We start from the raw sequence: 24,948 nt of genomic DNA, 5'->3' as shown, positions 1-24,948 counted from the left end.
AGAGTAGAAGATTAAAACCTGTACCATGCCAATATTTAAACTAAGCAGAACGGAACATTACCGGCTTACTCTTTTTATTATCTGTTTACTTGTTGCTATTGCTGCTTGGTTGTTTTTTGCCCTATCTAACCGTTATACCTATACTATAACCGCTAATCTTCAGTACATAAACCCTCCTCAAAACAGGGCGTTTCATCAGTTACAGCCCGATACGGTTACCATGCAGGTTGAAGGTACGGGATGGCAAATGCTGTTTTCTAATATTCATCTACAGGAAAAAGCGCTGGAAGTGGATTTAAGAAATCTGAGTCGCAGAAATTATATCACCTTTACAGAGCAGATGCGAAAGATAAACCGGCAGTTTGAATTTAACCAGCATGTTATATCCGTTAGCCCTGATACACTTTATTTTGATTTTTCTTCACGTGCTGTAAAAAAAGTGCCTGTTAAGTTAGTTTATAGCCTGCTTTTTCAGAAACAATATGGAGTTTCGGGACCGATACATTTAAATCCGGCTTATGTGACAGTAACAGGACCCTCTGAAGAGCTAAAATCAATAGACAGCTGGAAAACAGACAGCCTTAAAGTAAAAAAGATAAACACAAGTATTAATACTTCGGTAGCGCTAATCCCGAGTGAAAAAGCCAACGTTAGTATTTATCCTCAAAAAGTATCTGTCCAGATACCGGTAGATGAATTGACCGAAGCAACTATGGAAATTCCTGTAAAAGTTCGCGGAAATCCGACAAGGGAAGTAAGGTTGCTGCCAGAGAAAGTGAAGCTTACCTATCTTGTATCCTTATCGGCGTTTAATAAATTAACCCCTGACGATTTTGAAGCGGTAGTGAATTTGCAAAAGTGGTCGGAGAAAAAATACAAACAGTTGCCGGTTAAATTGGTACAAACACCAAAGTATATAAAGGTCATCAGGATGGAACCCCAAATTGTTGATTTTATTATTAGCGAAGAATAATGCTGAAGATTGGTATTACAGGTGGAATAGGTAGCGGTAAAACCGTTGTTTGCAGGGTTTTTGAGCTTTTGGGTATCCCTGTATTTTATGCAGATACCGTAGCAAAAGAAGTGATGCAAACAGACAGCTTACTGATCAGGGAACTTATAGAAACATTCGGCCCTGAGACTTATTTTCCTGAAGGAGTTTTAAACCGGAAATATCTGGCAAACATTGTTTTCAGGGATGAAGCTGAATTGAAAAAATTAAATTCTTTAGTTCATCCTGCTGTTTTTCGTGCTTTTGACTATTGGACAGAGCAGCAAAAAAATGTCCCTTATGTGCTGAAAGAGGCTGCGTTGCTATTCGAAAGCGGGTCGTACAAAAAATGCGATTATACCATACTGGTTACTTCGCCCATACAGTTGAGAATAAAGCGTATTATAGACCGTGATTCGATTTCTATAGAACAAGTACAAGAACGAATAAATAAACAGATGAGTGATGATGAGAAGAAAAACAGGGCTGACTGTTTCATTAAAAATGACGAAGCCGAACTAATCATTCCGCAAGTTTTAGCGCTTCACGAAAAGTTTTCAGCAGCAAGCCGGCATTCTCAATGATAGATCCTGATTTTTTAGCTTTTGACAAAAATGGATTGTATTGCCGGGAGGGTGATTTTTACCTGGATCCGCAAGAACCTGTAAAAAACGCGGTAATATCTCATGCTCACGGCGACCATGCCCGTAGCGGAAATACACGGGTTTATTGTACCGCTCCAACCAGAGATATTATGCAGTTGCGGTTTAAAAAAAATGCGGCAATAAACTTTTATCCTTTTTCTTATCATCAGCAATTTAACATAAACGGAGTTGGTATAACTTTTTTTCCGGCTGGCCATATTTTAGGTTCTGCACAGGTTTTAATGGAATTTAAGGGTATGACTTACTTGTATACCGGCGATTTTAAATTACAGCCTGACGCTACATGTGAACCGCTGGAGTTTGTGAAAGCAGATGTTTTGATTACCGAAAGTACATTTGCCAATCCCCTTGTGCAGCATCCCGATCCTGTTTCTGAGATCCAAAAACTAAATGCTGTTCATCATAATATTTTATTAGGAGCTTATTCTTTAGGTAAGAGCCAGCGGATTATAAAACTGATTAACCAGTTTTGCCCGGAGCGAAGAATTCTCGTTCATCATACCATTTTACCAATTAATAAGGTCTATGAGAAATTTGCATTTAATTTAGGCAGTTACCAACCCTATAACCGGAAGCTTATGAAGCAGCCGGTTACAAATTATGTTTATATCGTTCCACCTCTCACGTTCGATAGTTATTTTCGTGCAAAGAATGTGTTGCGTGTTTTTGCCAGTGGCTGGAAGAATTTGATGGCACACAATGATTTGGAATTGCTGATTTCCGACCATGCAGACTGGAAGGATATTTTAAAAATGGTAACGGAAGTAAAACCAGCGGAGATATGGACTTTACACGGAGAAGGTAAATTTTTGAAAGAATATTTTTCTGAGTCAAAAAAAGTAAAAATATTGCAGCATGCTAACTGACAAAGATTACTACCTGGAGGATGGAAATATTGTCTTTACCGAGCAATATCATTTAAAACGCGGTTATTGCTGCAAAAATGGATGCAGGCACTGTCCCTGGAAGTCAGCAGAAAAGAAACAGAAAAGAGATAAAAAAATAACATAATAGATAAAACTTCTTATTTTGATACAAATTTACCTTTGATGGAACTCGAAAAAGAAATAACTACCACGTTTGAAAATGAATACCATAAAACCATTGTAAATGTTGTTTACACTTATGGCTGGCTTATTGATATATTAAAGAAACGGGCAAGTAAATTTCATATCACCACGCAGCAATACAATATTTTAAGGATACTGAGAGGACAATATCCCAAACCTGCAACTATCAATTTATTGAAAGAGCGTATGCTGGATAAGATGTCGGACGCATCACGGATAGTGGAAAGGCTTGTAAATAAAAATCTGGTTTGCCGTACCATTAATCAAAAAGACAGGAGAGCCGTTGATATCCTCATTACAGAAAAGGGACTGGAGCTTCTTAAGAAAATGGATAAGGAAATGTCTTCTATCGAGCTATTGGAGACAAATATTACTCCAGCTGAGGCTCAGCAACTTAACATCATTCTGGACAAGCTTCGCGGATAGCTTACTCTAAAAGAAAGCTGCCCAACGCTATTGCTATACCGCATAAAACAGCCAGTAATTTTCGCAGGTTAAAATGATGGTCTACACTTGATTCAAACAGGATGGTTGTAGATATATGCAGAAATATTCCGATAACTATTCCCATTATCCGGTCAAAATAACTGTTAATATCTCCGATAGACCCAGTACTAATTGCATCACTGAATAAATATCCCAATGGAGACATGGAGGCAAAAACAGCCAGCAGTACAATGGTTTTATTTCTTTCAACCCTTTTTTCGAGTAAAACGCTTCCCAAAGCGAACGCTGCAGGGATGTGGTGCAGGCCAATACCAAATAGTAATTGCTGCTGCGGCCCACGCGAAAGTGGCATTCCCTCAAGAAAAGCATGAAGGCATAAACTGATCATGATGCCGAAAGGAAAAGCATAGTGGTCGTGGCTGTGCTTATGAATATGGCCATGTTCTATTCCTTCCGAAAACTGTTCAAGTAAGATCTGGAAAAGAAAGCCTCCTAAAACAAAAATTCCTATTTGCGGATCGCCACCGCTGTATACTTCCGGAATAAGGTGAAGAACCGTAATGCCAAATAAATACGCACCACTAAAGGAAAGAATCAGCTTAAGGGTTTTCGTGTTATCTTTTTTAAAAAAAAAGACGGACAATCCGCCCATAAGGCAACTTATAAATAGTATTATCAGGATCCAGAAGGCCATGTTTTGTGTGAATAAAAGTTAAGGTAAATGGTTCCGGTAATATAGCCGATTATACTGCCGATAATTGCTCCGGTAGTAACATCTACCGGATAATGAACGCCCACATAAACCTGGGCGAAAGAGATACAAAAAGCCCATAGCAAAGCAAGAGGAAGGAGGGGTTTCCAACGGTTGCGGAAAACAACTATCAGGAATAATGCTATCCCGAAATGGTTTGCAGCATGTGATGAAGGAAAACTAAATCCGGTACCACATGCTATTAAAGAATTCATATATGCTTTTAAAGCCGGGTCGTTGCAGGGCCTCAATCTTTCAAATACAGGTTTCATTATACCCGAAGTTAAATAATCGGCCAGGCCAAAAGTTACCAGTAAAAACAAGATCAGTATCCATCCCTGCTTTTTATAATTGCGTACAAAGAACACGATTAGGAATACGTATAAAGGAGTCCAGAAAAACCGGTTGCGCAGCAGCGGCATTATGTAGTCAAACAAGGGATTGGATAATCCTTTGTTAATTGCTATAAATATTTGCTGGTCGTATTGTAGTAACTGGTTAAGCATTGGCTTTTTTACAAATGAATATTAAGCGGTCTGATTTATTTGCATCGTACTCATTTAAAGAGTAATCGCCAAAAAGATGCAGGATATTAAAATTACTTGCTTTGAAAATACGTTCAAAATCTTCTTTTCTTAAGGCTTTTACCTCTTCTGTAAAAAGAAAACTCTTGTGCTTATGATCAAAGGAAATAGTCTTTATGATCTTATCTTTAACCACTTTTTTATTTATATGAAATTCAATTCCATCAACTGTTTTTATTTCCTGTCCGGTTAAATGCTGTAGGATCTTTTCGGTGTTAAAAAAGTCAAGTACAAATAAACCATCCTTTTTTAAAGCTCTGCTAAAAGTTTTTAGCGCTTTTATATGTTCTTTCTCAGTTTCAAAATATCCAAAGCTGGTAAATAAGTTTAAAGCAATATCGAAATAATTTATGTAAAGGAGGTGTCGCATGTCGTGTACATAAAAATGCAGCTTTTCATTTTCAAACTGTTGGGCGAATTTTATGTTAGCATACGACAGGTCGATTCCGGTAACGTCATATCCTTTTTTATTAAAATAGATAGAGTGCCGGCCCCGGCCGCAGGCAATATCAAGCAGGCGGGCGTTAGAAGTCGGTTTTAAAAAAGAACAGAGATTATCAATAAAGTATTCAGCTTCTTCATCGTTTCGTTGGTGATATAATATGTGATAATAAGGAGAATTGAACCATTTTTGATACCATTTTCTTTGCATAAATCCAATAAGAGCTGGTGCAAATATAGCTAATTCCGCCTTGTGGATTTTTTCAAACTTGAAGGCTTGGCTTTTATTTTTATTTTTGGACACATTTAAAAATTAGTATTGTGACGTTAATTAAATCAATTTCGGGGATAAGGGGAACAATAGGTGGACTACCTGGAGATAGTTTAACACCTGTGGACATTATTAAATTTACAACTGCTTTCGGAAAGTGGATTGTAAATAAAACCGGTAAGAAAAAGATTGTAATAGGACGTGATGCCCGTTTATCCGGCGATATGGTGCGAAACCTGGTAGTGGGTACATTACAGAGCATCGGTATTGATGTGGTAGATCTAGGATTATCGACTACTCCTACAGTGGAAGTTGCTGTTCCGGATGAACACGCCGGCGGAGGGATAATTTTAACAGCCAGTCATAACCCCAAACAGTGGAATGCACTTAAATTATTAAACGCTCAGGGTGAATTTATAAGTGATACTGACGGGAAAGAAGTTTTAGAGCTTGCCGAACAAACTTCTATAGAATTTGCGGAGGTAAATCAACTAGGTAAGGTAAGTTTTAACGATACCTATCTGCAGAAACATATTGACAAAATTTTAGCGCTTCCTTTAGTAGATGTAGAGGCAATCAAAAACGCTAACTTTAAAATAGCCATTGATTGTGTTAATTCTACAGGTGGAATCTTTATTCCTGCTTTGTTAAAGGCATTGGGAGTAAATACTGTTTACGAATTATACTGTGAACCAAACGGTGAATTTCCTCATAATCCGGAGCCTTTGCCTGAAAATCTGGTAGCGCTTTCGCAGGAAGTTGTTTCTAAAAAGGCTCATCTGGGAATAGCAGTTGATCCGGATGTTGACCGCTTATGCTTTGTTTGTGAAGACGGAGCCATGTTTGGAGAAGAATATACCCTTGTTGCGGTAGCTGACTATGTTTTGAAGAACACACCGGGAAATACCGTTTCAAATCTTTCGTCTACAAAAGCATTGCGTGATGTGACCGAAGCTTCAGGCAACCAATACAATGCGGCGGCAGTGGGAGAGGTGAATGTGGTAAATAAGATGAAAGAAACCAATGCCATAATCGGCGGAGAAGGGAATGGAGGCGTTATATACCCTGAATCCCATTACGGCAGAGATGCGCTGGTTGGTATTGCGCTGTTCCTTACGCATCTGGCTAAAAGCGGTAAAACGGTATCTGCTTTAAGAAGCAGTTATCCCGGTTATTTCATATCTAAAAATAAAATCACGCTTACTCCTGAAATGGATATTGATGGTTTGCTGGAACAGGTGCGTCAAAAGTACCAGCACCAGCCACACAGCACAATTGACGGATTAAAGATTGAATTTGAAAATGAATGGGTGCACCTGCGTAAATCAAATACAGAACCTATTATACGTATCTACTCTGAAGGTGCTACCGAAACAATAGCGAATGATTTTGCCAATAGGATAATAACAGATATAAAAGAAATATTGCAATTAGTTTAAAGTAAAGGTTCAAAGCATAAAGTTTAAAGATTATAACTTTAAGCCTTAACTCAAAACCAGTAACTTACACCCTAAAACTTACAACCAACCGTGCGTGTTTATCTGGATAATGCGGCTACAACTCCTGTAGATAAAGAAGTACTGAAAGAGATGTACCAGGTGATGGAAAATCAGTTTGGTAATCCTTCTTCTATTCATGCTCATGGACGTGAAGCACGTACGCTTATTGAAAAAGCAAGGAAAAAAGTAGCATCATTAATAAATGCGTCTCCATCAGAAATATTTTTTACATCCGGAGGTACGGAAGCTGATAATACAGCTATCAAAGCAGGCATAATTGATCAGAAAATAACTCATGCAATTACATCACCTATAGAGCATCATGCTGTTCTGCATACGCTGGAAGCTCTCGAAAAAAGTGATGTTATAAAATTAAGCTTTGTAAAAGTTGATGAAAAAGGAAATATTGATCTGAATCATCTGGAAGAGCTTTTGAGCAAAAGTCCCCGTTCTTTTGTTTCTTTAATGCATGCTAATAACGAAATAGGCACTTTAACCGATATCAGGAAAGTTGGAGAGATCTGTCGGCAGTATAATGCGGTATTTCACTGTGATACGGTACAAACTATGGGACATTATAAACATGATGTACAGGAGCTGAACGTTGACTTTTTAGTTTGCGCAGCGCATAAGCTTCATGGCCCCAAAGGTGTTGGATTTTTGTACGTTAATCCCGAAATTAAAATTTTGCCGATGATTCACGGAGGTTCGCAGGAACGGAACCTTCGGGGAGGAACAGAAAATATTTACGGTATAGTTGGCCTGGCAAAGGCCTTGGAAATAGCCTATACCGAAATGGAGGGACACAGAAACTATATTCAGCAGTTAAAAAGTTATATGATAGCTGAGTTGAAAAAATACATTCCCCACGTTGAAATTAACGGAGAAGAAGAGCCGGAAAAAAGCCTCTATACAGTTCTTAATGTTTCTTTTTCAGCTCCCGAGATTGCTGATATGCTGCTCTTTAAACTGGATATAGCAGGAATCTCAGCTTCGGGAGGCAGTGCCTGCAGTTCGGGCACCAATATAGGCTCTCATGTTTTAATGGGAATTGCAGCACAGGCTGATAATCCTGCTATCAGATTTTCTTTCAGCAAATACAATACAAAGGAAGAGATCGATTATGTGGTACAAACGCTGGTGGAAGCGCTTTGAGTATTTTCGTCAAATCCTTAATGGATATTAGTGTAATTTACAATCATTTTTATTTTCTCATCCAGCTGTTTTACTGCTTGATTTAATATTAAGAGATAATCGCTGTTTAAATCAGCAGGCTCTTCATTAATAAGATGCATAACTCCAAGAATGGAAGATACAGGAAGTCTTAATTCATGGGATTGAACTCTGGCAATTTCTGCCAAGGCCAGGTTTTGTTTTTGCAATGTTTTTAATGCATAATCAAGTTCCATAATATGACTTACCTGATCCGCTAAGGCCGATAGGCAACTTTTCTGCTCAGCATTTAACGTTTTAGGTTGTACATCATACACACATAATGTTCCTACATTATATCCATCATGGGATTTTAAATTGGCACTTGCATAAAAGCGGATATGAGGATTGCCGGAAACAACAGGACTATTCGAAAAACGTTCATCCAAAGAGGCATCTTCAACAACCATAATGTTTTGATCTTCAATAGCATGTGTGCAAAAAGAAGTTTCCCTTGGCATTTCTTGTACATCTACACCTAATCTGGCCTTTATCCATTGAACATCTTTATCCATTAGTGTTATTTATGAAATCGGAGTTCCGCAAATCTGCGACGCTAACATCACAAGTTGATTCAGCTCTTTTTCTCTGTCAATATGAAAATTCAGATACCGATGGGTGGCATTAAGCCGGGAAATTTCTTTGGCAGTGTTAAGGGCCTCCATATTTATACTCAATGTTACTATTACGCAATTTATAGCGTTATAGATTCAACTATCTCATGGAGAAATTACATTTGACAGAAGCTCTATCTGGAGAGAGAAAAAAGATTTTCAAATGTTTCCGATTGTATATCTGACCTTTTTTAAAACAAACAGGGTAAGGATAGCTGTTTATCATATACATAAACAACCTTAAGCAAAAGAAACCTATGAAAAATTTCCAGGAAGAATTCTTAAATGATCAGGAAGACAATTTAGGAATAAATGATCCTCACAACTTCTCTTCTGGTCCCGGTCCTGATGATGACGATTGGTTGGACGACGATGACGACGATGATTTCGATATAGAAACCGGCGATGATATTGATGACGATGCGGATGAAGAATTGGTTAATCCTAACGTAATTCCGGAGGTGGCTGACGACGACGATGATGAAGAAGGAAGCTGGGCAGATGATGATGACGATTTACTTGCTGATGACGATGAAGACGAAGATGACGATTTGTTAGCGTCGGCAGATGATAATGATAGAAGTGTTACCCACGATACCGACTTTAATACAGATTTTGCTAATAAACCATACGGCCGTACTACCGGCCGTATGAAAGATCACGAACCAGGTACTCCGGGCCCTGATACAGGAATATAACAATGGTACCATGAATTTGCAGGAAAAAATAGAAAGGAAAAATCAGAACGGAGAAGAGCCTACTGATGAACCTTCAGAAAAACTAAAAAATCCACCTTCATCCAATCGCCCAAAGAAGCAAAATCGAAAAAGCGGATTCAATTCAACAGCGAAAGATCCTAATCTGGGTAAAAGAAATCCAATTGAAAGATAGAACAGCTGTCTCTGAGCTTATTTAATATAATGCAGGAGGCAGCCTTTCTTTTTAATGTGCCATCAGCGAAAGAAAAGTTGAAAGTTTTGATTTCATTACTCTTCTGTCTACTATAAAATCTAAAAACCCGTGTTCCAAAACAAATTCTGCGGTTTGAAACCCTTTGGGCAGATCCTTTTTAATAGTTTCTTTAATTACACGCGGTCCTGCAAAACCAATCAGGGCTCCGGGTTCTGCAATGTTAATATCACCAAGCATCGCGTATGAAGCAGTAACTCCTCCCGTAGTAGGGTCTGTTAACAAAGAAATATAGGGGATTTTAGCTTTGCTTAATAAAGAAAGTTTTGCCGATGTTTTTGCCATTTGCATCAGCGAGAAAGCAGCTTCCATCATCCTGGCACCGCCTGATTTTGAAATCATCAGGAACGGAATTTTATGTTCTATACAATGATCAATGGAACGGGCTATTTTCTCTCCAACAACAGAGCCCATCGAGCCACCAATAAAGTTAAAATCCATACAGGCTATTACCAGTTCCTGCCCTTCCAGCTTACCATGAGCAGCACGAATAGCATCTTTTAATCCTGTTTTCGCATAGCTTTCCTTCAATCTTTCAGGATATTTTTTGGTATCCTCGAAATGGAGAGGATCTCCCGACCGTAAGTTCTCGAAAAGCTCCGTAAATTCATTATTATCAAATAAAAACGAAAAATATTCTTTAGAACCTATTCTCAGGTGGTAGGAACAATAATGACATACGTAATTGTTTTCTACCTGCTCTGCGTAATGTAAAGGCTTTTTACAATTAGGGCATTTATTCCAGATGCCATCCGGTGCCTCTTTTTTTTCTTCTGTAGAAGTTATAATTCCTTTTTTCTCTCTTTTAAACCAAGCCATGTATAAATGGAATATAGCATGCAAATAAACAAAATTTTAACAAAAGCAGCCGGCTAAATCTTATTAAATCTACAAATTGAAAGGATTATAGGCGATAGTTTGCATAATTTTTTTATTTTCGTGTTCTTTTTTAACTCCTTAAAATATGAACTTAAAAGAATATAAGGGTGTTTTGTACGGAGATGCCGTTCAGGAATTGTATGAACAGGCAAAGAAACACCAGTTTGCCCTTCCAGCCGTAAATGTAATAGGCACAAACTCGATAAATGCCGTAATGGAAACAGCAAAGGCTGTTAACTCACCGGTTATTATACAGCTGTCAAATGGAGGCGCACAGTTTTATGCCGGTAAATCGTTGAATAATGATAAGCTTCAGGCTTGTGTTTTAGGTGCGGTATCAGCAGCACAGCACGTCCATTTGCTTGCCGAGCATTATGGTATAGCGGTTATTTTACATACGGACCATGCCGCTAAAAAATTGCTTCCCTGGATAGACGGCCTTTTGGACCACGGTGAGAAGTTTTACAAGCAAAACGGAAAACCTTTGTTTTCTTCTCATATGCTTGATCTTTCTGAAGAACCAATTGAAGAGAACATTGAAGTTTGCAAGAAATATCTTTCTCGTATGAAAGATCTTGAAATGGCCATTGAAATTGAACTTGGGGTTACTGGCGGTGAAGAAGACGGAGTTGATAACAGCGATGTGGACAGCGCCCGCTTGTATACTCAACCTGAAGAAGTGGGGTATGCCTACCGTGAATTAAGCAGCATAAGCAGCCGTTTTACAATCGCAGCAGCATTTGGAAATGTTCACGGTGTTTATAAACCGGGAAATGTAAAATTACAACCCATTATCTTAAAGAACTCTCAGGAATATGTGCGTAAAGAAAATAATTTAAGTGCAGAGAAGCCTGTCAATTTTGTTTTCCACGGCGGATCCGGTTCTTCCGAAGCTGAAATTCGGGAAGCTATCTCTTATGGTGCCATTAAAATGAATATTGATACTGATATGCAGTGGGCGTTTTGGGAAGGTATTCTTGAAAATTACAAAGCAAAAGAAGCATACCTGCAAGGACAGATCGGTAATCCGGAAGGAGAAGATTCTCCAAATAAAAAATATTACGATCCTCGTGTTTGGCTTCGTAAAGGTGAGGAAACTTTTGTTAAGCGTTTAACTCAGGCATTCCAAAATCTTAACTGTATCAATGTAAACGAGAAATTATAAAAAGTTTTTTAGATACTTAAAGGCCGTTCTGAACAGGAATGGCCTTTTTTATTTACATTAGAAATTAAAAACTCATGGCTAAGAGGAAAAATAAAAATTCACTTTTCGAACGTTTTGCAAACTGGGCAACTACGTTTACCGGAAGTTCTACAGCTTTTTTAGGAGCAAGCGCAATTGTAATATTATGGGCGGTAACAGGCCCTGTGTTTCAATATTCACAAACATGGCAGCTTGTCATTAATACCGGAACTACGATAATTACTTTCCTGATGGTTTTTTTAATTCAGAAATCTCAGAATAAAGATTCAAAGGCAATACAGTTGAAATTAAATGAGTTAATAGCTTCCAGCGAACGTGCCAGCAACAGGATGGTAGATATTGAAGATTTAACAGAAGAGGAATTAGATAAACTACATAAATTCTATTCACGTATTGCTCAATTAGCGAAGAAGGAGAATGATATTTCTACGTCACATTCTATAGGAGCCGCAGAGGAAGTTCATAACTCAAAAAGCAGGAAAAGAAAATCTTTAAAGGAGAATACCGATGGCAGATGAAATAATTGTTAGAAAAGTCAGCCTTCCCGCAGATCTTGAAAAAGTGTATGCAATTCGCACTGAAGTATTTGTAGAAGAACAAAGTTGTCCTCCGGAACTGGAGTGGGAATTTGAAGATGAATCAACCCATTTTCTTGCTACAATAAATGGCAGTGCCGCTGGTGCTGCAAGATGGCGAAAAACAGATAAAGGATACAAACTGGAGCGGTTTGCTGTACGAAAAGAATTCAGGGGAAAAGGGGTGGGGATAGCGCTTGTTAAAACAGTGCTTTCAGATCTGCCCGCTGATGCTTCATACGTTTATCTTCATGCTCAGGTACAAGCAATGAACTTATATGAAAAAGCTGGTTTTAAAGCAGAAGGTGAACTCTTTGAGGAAGCTGGAATTCTTCATTATAAGATGGTTAGGAAGAAGTAAAGGTTGTCAACCTATTCATTCTTTTACCGTGTTGTAACATGATTAACAATGTTCGGCTAAAAAGCTTTTTTATTTTTGTTTTTCACCACCGCGGTAAGTTATTTAGAAGAAGTGTCCTCCGTCATTGATTCACGGCTAAAACGCCTTATTATAAGCCGGGTACCTCGATCGTAGCTGAAATAACTCCATACCCAGTTTACAAATACAACCAGTTTATTTCTAAATCCAACCAAAGACATCAGGTGGACAAACATCCATACGAACCACGCAAAAATTCCTTGAAAGCGGATCTTTCCTAAATCAACAACTGCACGGTTTCGTCCTACAGTTGCCATCGAGCCTTGATCATTATATTCAAAAGGTTCTAAAGTTTCGTTATTAACTATCCGCAAAATGTTTTTTGCAAGAAGCTTTCCCTGTTGCATAGCTACAGGTGCTACTCCCGGCAGTCCGTTAGGGTATTTTTCCGTAATCATTCCCGATACATCGCCGATAGCAAATATATTGGTATATCCAACCACACGGTTGAATTCATCTACCTGAATGCGGTTCCCTCTTGCAATTTTTTCCTTGGGTATACCGGGGATAACTTCGCCCATAACTCCCGCCGACCATAGAACACTTTTACTTGCAATTTCCCGTTTATTAGACAATATAATCCTTTCTCCATCATAGCTTTCAACACGTACGTCCGTTATTACCTCTACACCCATTTCTTCTAAAAACTCCTTGGCACTTCTTTTCGCCTGTTCAGACATAGGCCCTAAAAGTTCATGTGAGCCTTCTATCAGATAAATATGTATCTGATTTATATCCAGCTCACGATAATCCTTTTTTAAAACATGCCGTTTTAATTCAGATAAGGCTCCTGATAGCTCTACACCGGTAGGCCCGCCGCCTACTACCACAAAGTTTAATAAGGCTGCTTTCTTATCAGGATCTTTTTCTACCAGGGCTTCTTCCAAATTCTGCAACAACATACTCCGCAGATTTAATGCTTCGGGTATGGTTTTCATAGGCATGGTATAATGTTCCAGTGTTTTTGAGCCAAAAAAGTTGGTGTCAGAGCCGGTTGCAATTACTAAGTAATCATAAGGAAATTCTCCGATGGTAGTTTCCACAACATTACGTTCGGGGATTATTTGAGTAACTTCTGTATTTCGAAACTTAAAGTTCTTTTGATTTTTAAATATCTTCCGTAATGGGAAAGCAATCGAATCTGCTTCAAGGCCCCCGGTTGCAACCTGGTAAAGCAAAGGTTGGAAAGTATGATAATTATGCCTGTCAAGCATTAATACTTCTACTTCTTTGTTCTTCAAATTTTTTGCTAATTGTATTCCACCAAAACCTCCTCCTATAATTATTACCCTTGGAAAATTTGTTGATCGATTTGCTAAATCCATGTGGTTTATGTTAAAGTAAAAGCTTAATTAAAATATAAAGAAGCAGTGTATTTATCGCTTGTTTAAATTATAACCCAATTGAGGGTGAAATGTTGGGATTACTGTTCATCCCCTAAAATTTTTATTAAAATCCCGTTTAAGTTATCGTTTACACGAATCTGGCAGGAAAGACGACTGTCAAAACCTGCGTCGGGCAGAGTATCCAGCATTTCAAGTTCAGCATCAGTAGGTGGAAGAAGTTTTTCTGCCCCTTCCTGCACTTGTATATGGCATGTTGCACACAAAGCCATTCCACCGCAGGTGGCAAGAATGTTATAATCAGAACCTTTTAATACTTCCATCAGACTCAGGTTTATTCCTTCCGGAATTTCTATGGTTTGTCTTTCGCCGTTTCGGTCTTCAACTGTAATAGCAATCATATTTTAAAATGCGTTCACGCCGTTTACTGTGGTATATTTAAAACTCAATTTTTGTTCAGGAAATACAAATTTAAAAGCGCTTTGTGCCATCAGGGCTGCTTCATGAAATCCGCAAAGGATCAGCTTTAACTTGCCGGGATATGTGTTAATATCTCCGATAGCAAATATCCCTTCGACATTCGTAGAGTAATCAGTGGTGTTTACGCTGATGGCAGATTTGTCAATATTCAGCCCCCATTCAGCTATCGGCCCTAACTTCGGACTCAACCCGAACAATGGAATCAGGAAATTTGCTTCGATAGTTTGTACGCTTTTATCCCGGCTTTCTATTGTAATGTGAGTAAGATGTCCCTTACCATCAACGCGTGTTATATTTGATTGCAGTATAAGGTCTATCCGTCCTTCTTTTGCTAATTCAAATATTTTTTCCGCCGAATCAGGTGCTCCTCTGAAAGTATCACCCCGGTGAACTAAAGTAACCCGTTGTGCGATATTTTCTAAAAAGATTGTCCAGTCAAGTGCAGAATCACCACCACCTGCCAAAACTACTTTCTCATTTCTGAACAGCTCCGGGTTTTTAACCATGTATGCTATTCCTTTTCCTTCATAAAGTGCAAGGTTATCAATTTCCGGTTTCCGGGGTTCAAACGACCCAAGCCCGCCGGCAATTACAATAACTTTAGAGTGTACCTGAGTTCCGTCATTGGTTTCAGTAATAAAAGATCCGTCCTCCTTGCGGGTCAGGGTTTGCACCCGTTCTCCCAAAGTAAAAGTTGGTTTAAATGTATCAATCTGCTCCATCAGGCGTTCTACCAGGTCCTGTGCTTTTATCTCAGGATAGCCAGGAATATCATAAATGGGTTTATGGGGATATATTTCGGAGAGCTGGCCACCAACCTGCGGCAGTGCATCAATAAGGTGACATCGCATTTTCAACAGTCCTGCTTCAAAAACTGCAAACAAACCGACCGGGCCGGCGCCTATGATGCAAATATCTGTGCTGATCATATTTTTATAAATTCAGATTTGTATAAATTGTGTTGAGAATTCGTTTAAGTGTTTCAAAATCATCTAACGACAAATTTTCCCATGCTTTCATCCTGATCGCTGATACTTTTGGGGAAAGTTCTGCTACCTTTTGAGAACCCTGCTCTGTTAAATGAACTGTGAAGCTCCGCCTGTCGGCCGGATGAACTCTTCTTTCTGTTAAGTTTTTCTTACACAGCAGGTCAATAATCCGGGTTAGGGTAGGATTATCTTTTCCGGTGAGTTCTGCTAATTGACTTTGATTCAGGTCATTTTCATCATTCAGGCTTTTTAAAACCAACCATTGATCAACCGTAATATCAAATGCCTGCTGGTTGAATTGTTGCTGTGCATACTGTTTTACCCTTCGGGCTGTGCGATCGAGCAGGAAAGAATAGGTACTAAACTTTTCTTTTGCCATACAAATAATTAGTACAACAAATATATAGATATTTTTACATAAAAAAAGCCCCGGAAGCATCCGGAGCTTTTGACATATTTTATTTTTTATTAAGCTTTATTCTCGTTCTCTTTTTGGAATTCTACTACTACCGGAGTAGCAACACAAATTGAAGAATAAGTTCCAAAAATTACACCGATAAGAAGAGCAAAAGAGAATCCACGAATTACTGGTCCACCGAAGATAAACAATACGGCGAGAACGAATACAACCGTTAAAGCAGTTATTACTGTTCTGCTTAATGTACTGTTTATAGCATCGTTAATTACCTCCTTCATGTTATCTTTCTTGGAGTGGTGAAGATTTAGGTACTCACGCACACGGTCAAATACAACCACCGTGTCATTTATTGAATATCCGATAACGGTTAAGATAGCCGCAATAAATGCCTGATCAATATCTAAAGAGAAAGGCAATATTCCGTTAAATAAGGAGAAGAAAGAAAGCACTAATAAAACGTCGTGTGTTAATGCAATCATCGCACCTATACTAAATGCTAATTTTCTGAAACGTACCAGGATATACAATGCAATAGCAATAATGGAGAAGATTACAGCATAGATAGCAGAAACCTTGATATCATTCGCTATAGTTGGCCCTACTTTTTGAGAGCTGATCACTTCAGCTTTGGGGTCGATTTTTGACAATCCTTCCTGCAGCTTATTTTGTACTTTTTTATCAGCTTCATCAGTCGTATTATCAATTTCGTATGAAGTTGTGATACGAAGTTTATTTTCTGAATTGAATGTTTTTACCTCAGTGGTGGTACCAAACGTCACATCAAGGGCTTGGCGTACACTTTCTGTTTCTACCGGCTTGTCAAATTGAACGATATACGTTCTTCCGCCTTTAAAATCTACTCCTAAACTGAATCCACGGGTGAACATGGAAACTAAGCCGGCTGCAATAAACAACCCTGAAATGATATAGAATTTAGAGCGATTTTTTACAAAAGCATAATTTGCATTCTTAAATGTATGAGAGCTCCATGGATGGGAGAATTTGATTGACATATTCTTATCAAGCATCCATTCGAATACCAGGCGTGAAATAAAGATAGCAGTAAACAGGGAGGTGATAATACCTACCATCAGCGTTGTAGCGAAGCCCAGAATTGGCCCTGTTCCGAAAACGTAAAGAATAATACCAGTTAAAAAGGTAGTGATCTGAGAATCGAGGATTGACGGCATGGCATGTTTAAAACCATCTGCAATTGCCAGCCGGATAGATTTACCATGATCCAGTTCTTCGCGAATCCGTTCATAAATAAGTACGTTCGCATCTACGGCCATACCCATTGTTAACACAATACCCGCGATACCTGGCAGTGTTAGTACGGCCCCTAAAGATGCTAATACACCCATCAGGAAGAATACGTTTACAAAAACCGCTACGTTGGCTACTGTTCCTGCACGGTTGTAATAGAACATCATGAAAACCAATACCACAACTAATCCTACTACCGATGAAATAAGACCGGCGTTGATGGCAGCCTCTCCCAATGACGGGCCTACAACAGCTTCTTCAACTATTACAGCCGGAGCGGGTAATCTCCCTGCCTTTAAAACGTTTGCTAAATCTTTGGTATCTTCAACAGTAAAGTTTCCGCTGATAGAAGAAATACCATTAGGAATTTCATTTTGAACTGTAGGTGCAGAGTAAACATAATTATCAAGTACAATTGCAATGCTTTTCTTATTGTTCGGATCGGCAGATGCAGCAGCTGTTAACGTTCGCCATGCTCGGGCCCCTTCTGTGTTCATTACCATTACAACTTCCGGATTATTCCGCTGATCATAATCGCTTCTTGCATCGGTAATTACATCGCCTTCCAATGCGGCAGAACCATCAAAACCAGAAGTTTTAAGTGCATAGAGTTCAAAAACTTTACTTTCCGGACTTACAGGTTTTACACCCCAGAACAAACGTACGTTTTGAGGAATAACTGCCTTTACTTCCGGCATTGTAAGGAAATGATTTACTTTAGAGGTGTCTTTTTGAGCAACATATCCTACCACAGGGCCCGGACGTAATGCCTGCTGGCCATTTTGTTCCTGGTAAGTTGCAGGAGCAAGCACAGAGAACAGCGGATTTTGTCTTGCCTGTTCTGCCTGGTTCTTAGCCAAGCCGGCACTATCTTTACCCGCTGAATCTCTTTTAACGCCAAGATTTGCTAATTTACTTCCGCTTGTATCCTGTTTAGCCTGTACAACAGGTTTTGTAGTATCGCCAACAGTTTTTTGGGTAGCAGCAAGAACTTTGTTAATATTTTCCAGTAACGGGAAAATTTCTGTGTTATCGTATGTTTCCCAGAATTGAAGTTTTGCAGAACCTTGCAGAAGTTTACGAACACGTTCAGGTTCAGTTACTCCAGGTAATTCGATTAATATTTTGTTTGTACCTGCCTGTTGCTGAATGTTAGGTGAAGTTACTCCGAATTTATCAATACGGGTACGAAGAATGTTGAAAGAACGATCAATCGCACTTTTGGCTTCGTCCCGAAGAAAGTTTAATACATCCGAATTACTTGCATCAATCTTAACACGAGAACCGTTTTCTTTAGTAGCAAAAATAGAAGCAAGGCGACCATTTGGTTTTAACTTTTCGTATTCTTCTCCAAACAGAGTTATAAAATCACTCTGGCTTGTTCTCTGCCGAATTTGTGCATTGTGTAATGCTGTATTGAATGCCTGCTCTGTATTGTTATTGGATAAATTCTTTATCAATTCAGTCAAAGAGATTTCCATGGTAACATTCATACCACCCTTTAAATCCAGCCCCAGAGGAATTTCCCTTTCTTTAGCGTATTGATAAGTTATATATTTTATGCCACTGAAAACGGGTTGATTTGATACGGAATCCAGATAAGCTCTTTCTTTTTCCGGATTGCCTTTTGCAAACTCCCTCGCATCTTTTTCAACTTTGTTAGCTATCCACGTGAAAGAAAGTGAATACAAACATGCAATAGCCAGCGCTATTGTGACAAATTTTATCAGTCCTTTACCTTGCATTTTAAATTAATTGTGTAATTCTTTTCTCTAAGCCTGTTTTGGTTAAGAGGGCAAATCTAACTAAATTTTTAATTTATGAAATTGTTAATTGAGAAAATATCAAACAGTTAGAATCGTTTTTTGTATGTGATGAACGTGTAAGCAAAAGGGTTCTTTTCGTCGGCCTCGTGATACTCTTTTTCTTTCTCCTCCCAATCGTCCGGATTAAGTTCAGGATAAAAGGTATCGGCTTCAAATGTGTGATGAATACGTGTTAAATAAATAGTGTTTATTACATCAAGCGATTGCCGGTAAATGGTGGCTCCGCCAACAATGGAAACTTTTTCTTCTGTTTCGCATTTTTGCAAAGCTTCTTCAATAGAATGAACAACTTCGCATCCAGGAATTTGCATTTCCTGCCTGCTTATTACAATATTCCGCCTTTTGATTAATGGCTTTTGAATAGAATCAAAGGTTTTACGCCCCATAACTACCGGAAAACCGATAGTAAGGTCTTTGAAGTGCTTCAAATCTGCAGGTAAATGGCATAGGAGTTGGTTGTCTTTGCCGATACCGTTGTTTTCATCAGCTATAACTACGTGAGATATTTCTTTAGTCATAGGGTTATCAGGTTCATGGGTCAATAGCTTATGCGGATAGATCATAGCTAAATGGCTTATGGCTCATTGCTAATACACTTTATCTTATATTTTTACTTTTTAAACCGCTACCGGAGCTTTAATATGTGGGTGGGGATCGTATCCTTCAAGTTTAAAGTCTTCAAATTTAAATTCAAAGATATCTTTTACATCCGGATTTAATTTTAGCTGTGGCAACGGCCGGGGTTCGCGGCTCAGTTGCAGATGTGCCTGTTCAATGTGATTGTTGTAAAGATGGGCATCTCCAAAGGTATGAACAAAGTCACCCAATCCTAAATTGCAGGTTTGTGCCATCATCATTGTCAGCAATGCATACGATGCGATATTAAAAGGAACGCCCAGAAAAATATCGGCACTGCGCTGGTACAGCTGGCAGCTTAATTTTCCTTCTGCTACATAAAACTGGAAGAAGCTATGGCAGGGTGGAAGAGCCATCTTTTCTATATCAGCAACATTCCAGGCAGAAACAATGATGCGCCGGGAATCCGGATTGTTCTTAAGCTGATTAATTACCTGACTGATTTGGTCGATATGCCTTCCATCCGGTGTGGGCCAAGAACGCCACTGATAACCATAAACGGGGCCTAATTCGCCATTTTCATCAGCCCATTCGTCCCAGATGCTTACACCATTATCTTTCAGGTATTTTATATTGGTTTCGCCTTTCAGAAACCAGATCAGTTCATGAATGATCGATCTGAGATGCAGCTTTTTTGTAGTTACAAGCGGGAAGCCTTCTTCTAAATTAAAACGCATCTGGTAACCGAAAACGCTGATGGTTCCGGTTCCGGTGCGGTCGTGTTTTTGTGTGCCGTTCTCAAGCACGTGCTTCATCAGATCAAGATATTGTTTCATGTAATGTTTGCCTGCTGCAAAGGAAATAAATGTAATTTTGTCTTCCTACGATTGTTTAAAAATCGTGGAATGTCTAAAAGTAATGATAAGCTTTCCAAATGCCAAGATCAATATCGGGTTAAATGTTATCAGCCGCCGTAATGATGGCTACCATGATTTAGAAACTGTTTTTTATCCAATACGGATTTACGATGGTTTAGAAATAGCAGAAGCACCTGAATTAAGTTTTGAAACTTCCGGAAACGAAATTCCAGGTTTTGCAAATGAAAACCTTTGTTTGAAAGCCTATCAGTTAATAAAAAAGGATTTTGACATTCCTTTTGTTAAGATTCATTTGCATAAAAAAATTCCTATAGGTGCGGGGTTAGGGGGAGGCTCTTCGGATGCCGCTTTCCTTATCCGACTTATTAATGAAAATTTTAATTTGAACCTCAACCGGGAGCAAATGGAAAATTATACCAGGCAATTGGGCGCAGACTGTACTTTTTTTCTCCATAATAAACCTGTATTTGCATATGGCAAAGGAGATAAGCTGGAATACTTAACCTTAGACCTCTCATCTTATTTTGTTGTTTTAGTAATGCCGGAAGTTCATGTTTCAACCGGAGAAGCTTACCGTGGAGTTAAACCACACCGGCCCGAACAATCATTAAAAGAGCTTATAACGCTGCCTGTTGAAGAATGGAAAACCTATGTTAAAAATGATTTTGAAGAATCTGTATTTAAAAATCATCCTGAAATAAGAGGGGTAAAGGCAGCTTTGTATGAATCAGGAGCCGTTTATGCCTCCATGAGCGGCAGCGGTTCATCTGTTTACGGAATTTTTAAAGAAAAGACAGATTTAGAAAATCTGCAAAAAGATTGTACGGTATTTTTTAATATTTAATTACCGGAATCAGTATGTGTTAGGCGAGGCTTTACCCAATCTTCCAGTTTTCCGCTTTTTTGTAAGCTTATCAGGGTTTCTATCTGCTCGTCTTTTTTAAAAACTTCTTTATTTCGGATATAATCATCAATTAGATGAGTTATCCCCGCAATATTTGCGTTCAAAAGATTCTTATCTTCAGCATGCTCCAACTGGTATAACGTATAGCCAAAAATAAAGCTAAGTAACAGATCGGGATTGGTTTTAGACAGCTTCATGGTATACGGTTCAATTATTACCTGAACGTCAGGCGTGCCCTTTACCCATAGTACCAGAAAGTCTTCTATCAGTCCGCGGGTTTCTTTTGATTCTGTCCGTGGGGTAGATGCCAGCCAGTTAATGCCGCGAATTACATTAGCTTCATATTGCTTGTAATCTTCAGCTTTATCAAAATGATACCTTGATGGAAGTATTTCCTGCGCCCTGGAAAACACGGCCAGTAAAAGAAGCAAAAAAAGGGTAGCTGTTTTTTTCATTACTTAGCTGATATAGTCACGATCCTCCTGGCTTAGTCCTGATTCTTTGTTGTTTTCATCTTCAGATACTGGCGAGGGAGTAAGCACTGTTTTTTTACGAGGACGGCCTGCAATTAATCCGAGCAGAAAGCCTGTTAAAAAGAATACAGCAAGTATGGCAAGCTTTGAAATCCGGATTTCACCAAACAGCCAGAAAGAAACTTCATCTGTGTTGTTCATTAAAACAACTGTAACAAGTACTGTTACCGCAATTATAAAAATTGTTTTTAAGCTCATTTTAAAAGCTATAAGAAATACTTGTTTCGAATATCGGGTTTTGTTGTGGTTTTTTATTTATAAATATGATTTTTCCTCCAATATCAAAGTTGGGCAGGTAGAAGCGCAGCAAATTCATGTCTGCACTTAATTCAGCTCCAAACGTTTGGGGGCTAAATGAATGATGAAAGCGAATGTTTTCAAAATCAGTAAAAAAACCGGCTTTAATCCTTTTTATGTATGCTATCGGCCCTAAGGTCCAATCGGGATAGAAGAGAGGAAATTTATAGTCAAGTAAAAGTGTGTTATTCAGTTTTTCCCGGTTTCTCAGATAATTGTATCCCCGAACTCTCGGAATATCAACGGTAGTGTTATAATACCTGCTTGCATTTTGATAATTAAAAGAGGCCTGAAACGAGTGGCTTGGTGCTATTCCGGGAAAATACAAAACGGTGCGTAATGTAAGCAGTTCTCCTTTCACATCTTCTTCAAATGGGAAATGGTGATAAGTTAGACGGACGTTTTGCCCCCACCTCGGAGCCAGGTCTTTTACACTTTGCCTTACATTGTGGTTAAAGTAAACTTCATAATGCAGGGGGAAGATCAGCGTTTCGTTAAAGTTTGCCGGGCGGTTTACAACATTATAACGTGCAGTATAACTTGTTCCGCTTGTAAATCCTGCCGCAAAATTATGATTAAGCTGATTGAAAATAACAGGAATAGTTATTTCGGCTTTAAATACATTTTCACGCCAGCTGTACGGTATAAACTTCGTTTCCTCCTCAGAGACTACTTTAAGAAAGTTTTGCTGAGCAAGATTTTTATAAGAAATATCGAATACAGGAAAATATCGCCGGTAAGTAAAACCTGTTAGATACTCGCTTTTTTTCAATGTATTGTTAAACTGGTATCCGGCATAAAAACTAAGCGTATTCAGTTTATTGTCCGACTGCAGTTTTAACCCGTAATTGTTATTTCCATACGTATTGCTTTCTGCAATCGGTATCAAGCTGTGAAAATAAAAGAGGTTGTAACGTTCAAGGTAAGGTTTGGAAGGATATTTCTTTTCAGCAATAGTGGAAAACACGTCCGCATGCCCTTCTTGTTTTGCTACAGGCCCGATGTAATTGATAGAGGTATTTTCCAGCGAATCTGTTAAAGTTCCAGCCTGTGCATTCCAGGGGATAGAAGAAATATCGTATCCGTTAACATGGTAATTATTGAAATATATTTTTTGAGTTTTACTGTCATACGTCGGGTTATAAGCACCGAAGCGTGCTGAAATTATCTGGTAAATCTTTCCATCCGTACTTAAGCGGTAAATATTATCAATCCCATTGTAATGAGCTTTAAAAATCAGCTGACCTTCAGCATAAGCAGGTTTTGATATTAATTGCTTCTGGAACGGAATGAGCTGGTGGAAAGCTTTTTGTTCACGATCAAATTCGAGTAAGGTTTTCCCTTGTTGATTTACACCTACCAAAACTATTTTATTCCCTTCAGGATTAAAAGCGGGTGTTTGAAGCATCGTATTTGCTGGAGATGGGTAACGACGGAGTTCGCTGCCGTTTTCGGCGTCAAGCTCTACCAGGAAAACCTGGTTTGAGTAATTGACGTCAATTGCTGCAATTGTTTTTCCATCCGGGGAAAGGGCCGGAGCAAACAGCCGTGTTTTATGAGTTAGCTGATGGTATGAATGCGTACTGATATCGTACACGTTTATTACGTTAAAAGAGCGTTTGTGGAACCGGGCGTCATACCTGAATTCATCCCAAACAATTTTATTGTTAGCATAGCTGAAATTTGGAATTTCCTGAATTCCGATCCTGACTAATGTTCGTTCATTTCCGTTCGAATCAATAACAGAAATAGCCGACGTTTTTAACCGGTTTTGTTTTAAAAAAATTAGTTCGCCTTGTTTCGAAGAAGGAGTAGGAAGAAGATAAAATTCCGGTTGGGATTTTCGCTTTACATTTAAAATCGGATAGTCTTTTGCATTAACTTTTTTCAGTTGTTCGGCCCATAAATTTTTTAGTTCAGCAACTGTACTGTCATGAAGATTTCGGGTGCTCAAACCGGTAAATTTTTTTATCGAATTACTGAGATTGTAAGGTCTTAACGGAGCCCTTTTCATCCTCCTGTAGATACTGTCTAATATTCCATTTCCATAATCTCTTCTAAGCTTGGTTGTGAGGAAATATCCAAGCTGATAATAACCCGGTGTTAAATCGCGGACAGAACCAAGGTAATTTTTTGAATAACTATATTCTTTCTTACTTAGTGTATTTGTTCTGAATGTTAGCTCCCATTCCGGCAGCCGCCCCCGGCCGGCAGAAGTAAGAGCCGTTTCAATGCCGACAGCATCCCCCTCATAGAACCAGGGAGGGAGGGTAATTCCAAAAATGGCGAAGGCCAGTTCTTCAAATAAAGGCGCATTCAAATTTCCTGTCAATTTGTCAAATTGAACTACGTGTCGTAGCTCATGAACAGCTAAACTGTTAAGCCAATCCTGGTAGTCAAACTCCTGCGAGGGCGTAGTGAAAAATTCAGAACGACGGGGAGCAAGTTGTACAAATCCGTTGGATGTAGTACCCTGGTTTTGCAGAATAACAGAGATTTTTTTCGGACGAATATTTAAAGAGAAGCTAACTCTTTGGATCAGGATTTCTAAAGTATTAGCCATTCGCTGAGCTTCATCTCTTAATGCAGAAGGATAAATTATTTGAAAGGAGGGAATAGTTATTTGTTCCCATTCAATACCTGGAGGGTTTTGTTCAGCATCAAAAACCTGGGCCGAAGTAGAATGTATATTAAAAATTAATGTAATTAATATAAATAAACTGATTATTAGTTTTTTAAATGTAAAATTTTTACTCGGAAAAGTCACTTGCTAAATATTTTAGTATATTTTTAAATTTTGTGCTACTCGTATATTAATTATTTATTT

The 24,948-nt window shown here is 38.7% G+C and carries 29 protein-coding genes; 13 read left to right on the top strand and 16 right to left on the bottom strand.

Annotated elements, in window-relative coordinates:
- Nucleotides 1–25: 25 nt before the first annotated feature.
- Genes ACLCDL_RS15975 through ACLCDL_RS15955 form a run of 5 tightly spaced genes read left to right on the top strand, consistent with a single transcriptional unit; the run spans nt 26 to nt 3,152 of the window.
- Complete coding sequence (locus tag ACLCDL_RS15975; RefSeq protein ID WP_423149409.1) at nt 26–973, top strand: CdaR family protein; 948 nt, start codon at nt 26–28, stop codon at nt 971–973.
- The gene (gene coaE / locus ACLCDL_RS15970; RefSeq protein WP_423149408.1) at nt 973–1,575 is read left to right on the top strand and encodes a dephospho-CoA kinase; all 603 of its coding nucleotides are present in this window, start codon (nt 973–975) and stop codon (nt 1,573–1,575) included. The genes ACLCDL_RS15975 and coaE overlap by 1 nt, the downstream gene beginning before the upstream one ends.
- A complete protein-coding gene (locus tag ACLCDL_RS15965) occupies nt 1,572–2,522 on the top strand; it encodes an MBL fold metallo-hydrolase (RefSeq protein WP_423149407.1) in 951 nt (316 codons plus the stop codon). Before coaE ends, ACLCDL_RS15965 begins: the two co-directional genes overlap by 4 nt.
- Nucleotides 2,512–2,667 carry a C1orf53 family protein gene (locus ACLCDL_RS15960; RefSeq protein WP_423149406.1) on the top strand — a complete coding sequence of 52 codons (156 nt, stop codon included), beginning with the start codon at nt 2,512–2,514 and terminating at the stop codon, nt 2,665–2,667. The genes ACLCDL_RS15965 and ACLCDL_RS15960 overlap by 11 nt, the downstream gene beginning before the upstream one ends.
- Before the next feature lie 38 nt (nt 2,668–2,705).
- On the top strand, nt 2,706–3,152 hold the full coding sequence (locus ACLCDL_RS15955) for a MarR family winged helix-turn-helix transcriptional regulator (RefSeq protein ID WP_423149405.1): 447 nt from the start codon (nt 2,706–2,708) through the stop codon (nt 3,150–3,152).
- A gap of 1 nt (nt 3,153) precedes the next feature.
- Here ACLCDL_RS15955 and ACLCDL_RS15950 read toward each other — a convergent pair whose 3' ends face one another.
- From ACLCDL_RS15950 to ACLCDL_RS15940, 3 genes are read right to left on the bottom strand one after another with little or no spacing between them, the layout of a single operon-like run.
- Nucleotides 3,154–3,867, bottom strand: a complete 714-nt coding sequence (locus ACLCDL_RS15950) for a ZIP family metal transporter (protein WP_423149404.1) — start codon at nt 3,865–3,867, stop codon at nt 3,154–3,156.
- Entirely contained in the window at nt 3,849–4,430 is a 582-nt protein-coding gene (locus ACLCDL_RS15945; RefSeq protein ID WP_423149403.1) for a phosphatase PAP2 family protein, read from the bottom strand. Before ACLCDL_RS15945 ends, ACLCDL_RS15950 begins: the two co-directional genes overlap by 19 nt.
- Complete coding sequence (locus tag ACLCDL_RS15940; protein ID WP_423149402.1) at nt 4,423–5,253, bottom strand: SAM-dependent methyltransferase; 831 nt, start codon at nt 5,251–5,253, stop codon at nt 4,423–4,425. Before ACLCDL_RS15940 ends, ACLCDL_RS15945 begins: the two co-directional genes overlap by 8 nt.
- Nucleotides 5,254–5,270: 17 nt before the next feature.
- Between ACLCDL_RS15940 and glmM the strand changes: the two genes are divergently transcribed.
- Together glmM and ACLCDL_RS15930 are read left to right on the top strand one after the other, a co-directional pair.
- Nucleotides 5,271–6,659 (top strand): phosphoglucosamine mutase, encoded by a 1,389-nt coding sequence (gene glmM / locus ACLCDL_RS15935; protein WP_423149401.1) that lies wholly within the window; start codon nt 5,271–5,273, stop codon nt 6,657–6,659.
- 90 nt (nt 6,660–6,749) lie between these two features.
- Complete coding sequence (locus ACLCDL_RS15930) at nt 6,750–7,874, top strand: cysteine desulfurase family protein (protein ID WP_423149400.1); 1,125 nt, start codon at nt 6,750–6,752, stop codon at nt 7,872–7,874.
- Between the two features lie 17 nt (nt 7,875–7,891).
- Here the strand turns inward: ACLCDL_RS15930 and ACLCDL_RS15925 are convergent, their stop codons facing one another.
- Both ACLCDL_RS15925 and ACLCDL_RS15920 read right to left on the bottom strand, forming a co-directional pair.
- Entirely contained in the window at nt 7,892–8,446 is a 555-nt protein-coding gene (locus ACLCDL_RS15925; RefSeq protein ID WP_423149399.1) for a GAF domain-containing protein, read from the bottom strand.
- A 9-nt stretch (nt 8,447–8,455) separates the two neighbouring features.
- Complete coding sequence (locus tag ACLCDL_RS15920; protein ID WP_423149398.1) at nt 8,456–8,596, bottom strand: hypothetical protein; 141 nt, start codon at nt 8,594–8,596, stop codon at nt 8,456–8,458.
- Nucleotides 8,597–8,802: 206 nt separating this feature from the next.
- On the opposite strand from ACLCDL_RS15920, the gene ACLCDL_RS15915 reads away from it, so the two are divergent.
- Both ACLCDL_RS15915 and ACLCDL_RS15910 read left to right on the top strand, forming a co-directional pair.
- Complete coding sequence (locus ACLCDL_RS15915) at nt 8,803–9,243, top strand: hypothetical protein (protein WP_423149397.1); 441 nt, start codon at nt 8,803–8,805, stop codon at nt 9,241–9,243.
- A gap of 10 nt (nt 9,244–9,253) precedes the next feature.
- On the top strand, nt 9,254–9,436 hold the full coding sequence (locus ACLCDL_RS15910; RefSeq protein WP_423149396.1) for a hypothetical protein: 183 nt from the start codon (nt 9,254–9,256) through the stop codon (nt 9,434–9,436).
- A 51-nt stretch (nt 9,437–9,487) separates the two neighbouring features.
- On the opposite strand, the gene accD is transcribed toward ACLCDL_RS15910, so the two are convergent.
- Nucleotides 9,488–10,333 carry an acetyl-CoA carboxylase, carboxyltransferase subunit beta gene (gene accD / locus ACLCDL_RS15905; protein WP_423149395.1) on the bottom strand — a complete coding sequence of 282 codons (846 nt, stop codon included), beginning with the start codon at nt 10,331–10,333 and terminating at the stop codon, nt 9,488–9,490.
- A gap of 145 nt (nt 10,334–10,478) precedes the next feature.
- Here accD and fbaA point away from each other — a divergent pair, with 145 nt between their 5' ends.
- The 3 genes from fbaA (at nt 10,479) to ACLCDL_RS15890 (ending at nt 12,533) form a co-directional block, all read left to right on the top strand.
- Nucleotides 10,479–11,558 (top strand): class II fructose-bisphosphate aldolase, encoded by a 1,080-nt coding sequence (gene fbaA, locus ACLCDL_RS15900; RefSeq protein ID WP_423149394.1) that lies wholly within the window; start codon nt 10,479–10,481, stop codon nt 11,556–11,558.
- A gap of 74 nt (nt 11,559–11,632) precedes the next feature.
- On the top strand, nt 11,633–12,115 hold the full coding sequence (locus ACLCDL_RS15895; protein ID WP_423149393.1) for a low affinity iron permease family protein: 483 nt from the start codon (nt 11,633–11,635) through the stop codon (nt 12,113–12,115).
- Nucleotides 12,105–12,533, top strand: coding sequence for a GNAT family N-acetyltransferase (locus ACLCDL_RS15890; protein ID WP_423149392.1), 429 nt, complete (start codon nt 12,105–12,107; stop codon nt 12,531–12,533). Before ACLCDL_RS15895 ends, ACLCDL_RS15890 begins: the two co-directional genes overlap by 11 nt.
- A gap of 98 nt (nt 12,534–12,631) precedes the next feature.
- On the opposite strand, the gene ACLCDL_RS15885 is transcribed toward ACLCDL_RS15890, so the two are convergent.
- From ACLCDL_RS15885 to ACLCDL_RS15855, 7 genes are all read right to left on the bottom strand, one after another.
- The gene (locus tag ACLCDL_RS15885; RefSeq protein WP_423149391.1) at nt 12,632–13,936 is read right to left on the bottom strand and encodes an NAD(P)/FAD-dependent oxidoreductase; all 1,305 of its coding nucleotides are present in this window, start codon (nt 13,934–13,936) and stop codon (nt 12,632–12,634) included.
- A gap of 98 nt (nt 13,937–14,034) precedes the next feature.
- Nucleotides 14,035–14,355 (bottom strand): 2Fe-2S iron-sulfur cluster-binding protein, encoded by a 321-nt coding sequence (locus ACLCDL_RS15880; RefSeq protein WP_423149390.1) that lies wholly within the window; start codon nt 14,353–14,355, stop codon nt 14,035–14,037.
- 3 nt (nt 14,356–14,358) lie between these two features.
- Nucleotides 14,359–15,363, bottom strand: coding sequence for an NAD(P)/FAD-dependent oxidoreductase (locus tag ACLCDL_RS15875; protein ID WP_423149389.1), 1,005 nt, complete (start codon nt 15,361–15,363; stop codon nt 14,359–14,361).
- 4 nt (nt 15,364–15,367) lie between these two features.
- Nucleotides 15,368–15,802 (bottom strand): MarR family winged helix-turn-helix transcriptional regulator, encoded by a 435-nt coding sequence (locus ACLCDL_RS15870; RefSeq protein WP_423149388.1) that lies wholly within the window; start codon nt 15,800–15,802, stop codon nt 15,368–15,370.
- A gap of 89 nt (nt 15,803–15,891) precedes the next feature.
- A complete protein-coding gene (gene secDF, locus ACLCDL_RS15865; RefSeq protein WP_423149387.1) occupies nt 15,892–18,852 on the bottom strand; it encodes a protein translocase subunit SecDF in 2,961 nt (986 codons plus the stop codon).
- Between the two features lie 107 nt (nt 18,853–18,959).
- Nucleotides 18,960–19,496, bottom strand: coding sequence for a dihydrofolate reductase (locus ACLCDL_RS15860; RefSeq protein WP_423149386.1), 537 nt, complete (start codon nt 19,494–19,496; stop codon nt 18,960–18,962).
- A gap of 54 nt (nt 19,497–19,550) precedes the next feature.
- A complete protein-coding gene (locus ACLCDL_RS15855; RefSeq protein WP_423149385.1) occupies nt 19,551–20,345 on the bottom strand; it encodes a thymidylate synthase in 795 nt (264 codons plus the stop codon).
- An 82-nt stretch (nt 20,346–20,427) separates the two neighbouring features.
- Here ACLCDL_RS15855 and ispE point away from each other — a divergent pair, with 82 nt between their 5' ends.
- Nucleotides 20,428–21,231: a 4-(cytidine 5'-diphospho)-2-C-methyl-D-erythritol kinase gene (gene ispE, locus ACLCDL_RS15850; RefSeq protein WP_423149384.1), complete on the top strand. Its 804-nt coding sequence runs from the start codon at nt 20,428–20,430 to the stop codon at nt 21,229–21,231.
- Here ispE and ACLCDL_RS15845 read toward each other — a convergent pair.
- From ACLCDL_RS15845 to ACLCDL_RS15835, 3 genes are read right to left on the bottom strand one after another with little or no spacing between them, the layout of a single operon-like run.
- The gene (locus tag ACLCDL_RS15845; protein ID WP_423149383.1) at nt 21,228–21,746 is read right to left on the bottom strand and encodes a hypothetical protein; all 519 of its coding nucleotides are present in this window, start codon (nt 21,744–21,746) and stop codon (nt 21,228–21,230) included. The genes ispE and ACLCDL_RS15845 overlap by 4 nt on opposite strands.
- 3 nt (nt 21,747–21,749) lie before the next feature.
- A complete protein-coding gene (locus tag ACLCDL_RS15840; RefSeq protein ID WP_423149382.1) occupies nt 21,750–22,022 on the bottom strand; it encodes a hypothetical protein in 273 nt (90 codons plus the stop codon).
- 1 nt (nt 22,023) lies between these two features.
- The gene (locus ACLCDL_RS15835; RefSeq protein WP_423149381.1) at nt 22,024–24,888 is read right to left on the bottom strand and encodes a TolB family protein; all 2,865 of its coding nucleotides are present in this window, start codon (nt 24,886–24,888) and stop codon (nt 22,024–22,026) included.
- Nucleotides 24,889–24,948 lie beyond the last annotated feature (60 nt).

It is taken from the genome of Rubrilithobacter danxiaensis (genome assembly GCF_047272945.1).
Classification (GTDB): domain Bacteria; phylum Bacteroidota; class Bacteroidia; order Sphingobacteriales; family Sphingobacteriaceae; genus Rubrolithibacter; species Rubrolithibacter danxiaensis.
This window is presented reverse-complemented; position numbering and strand designations above follow the sequence as displayed.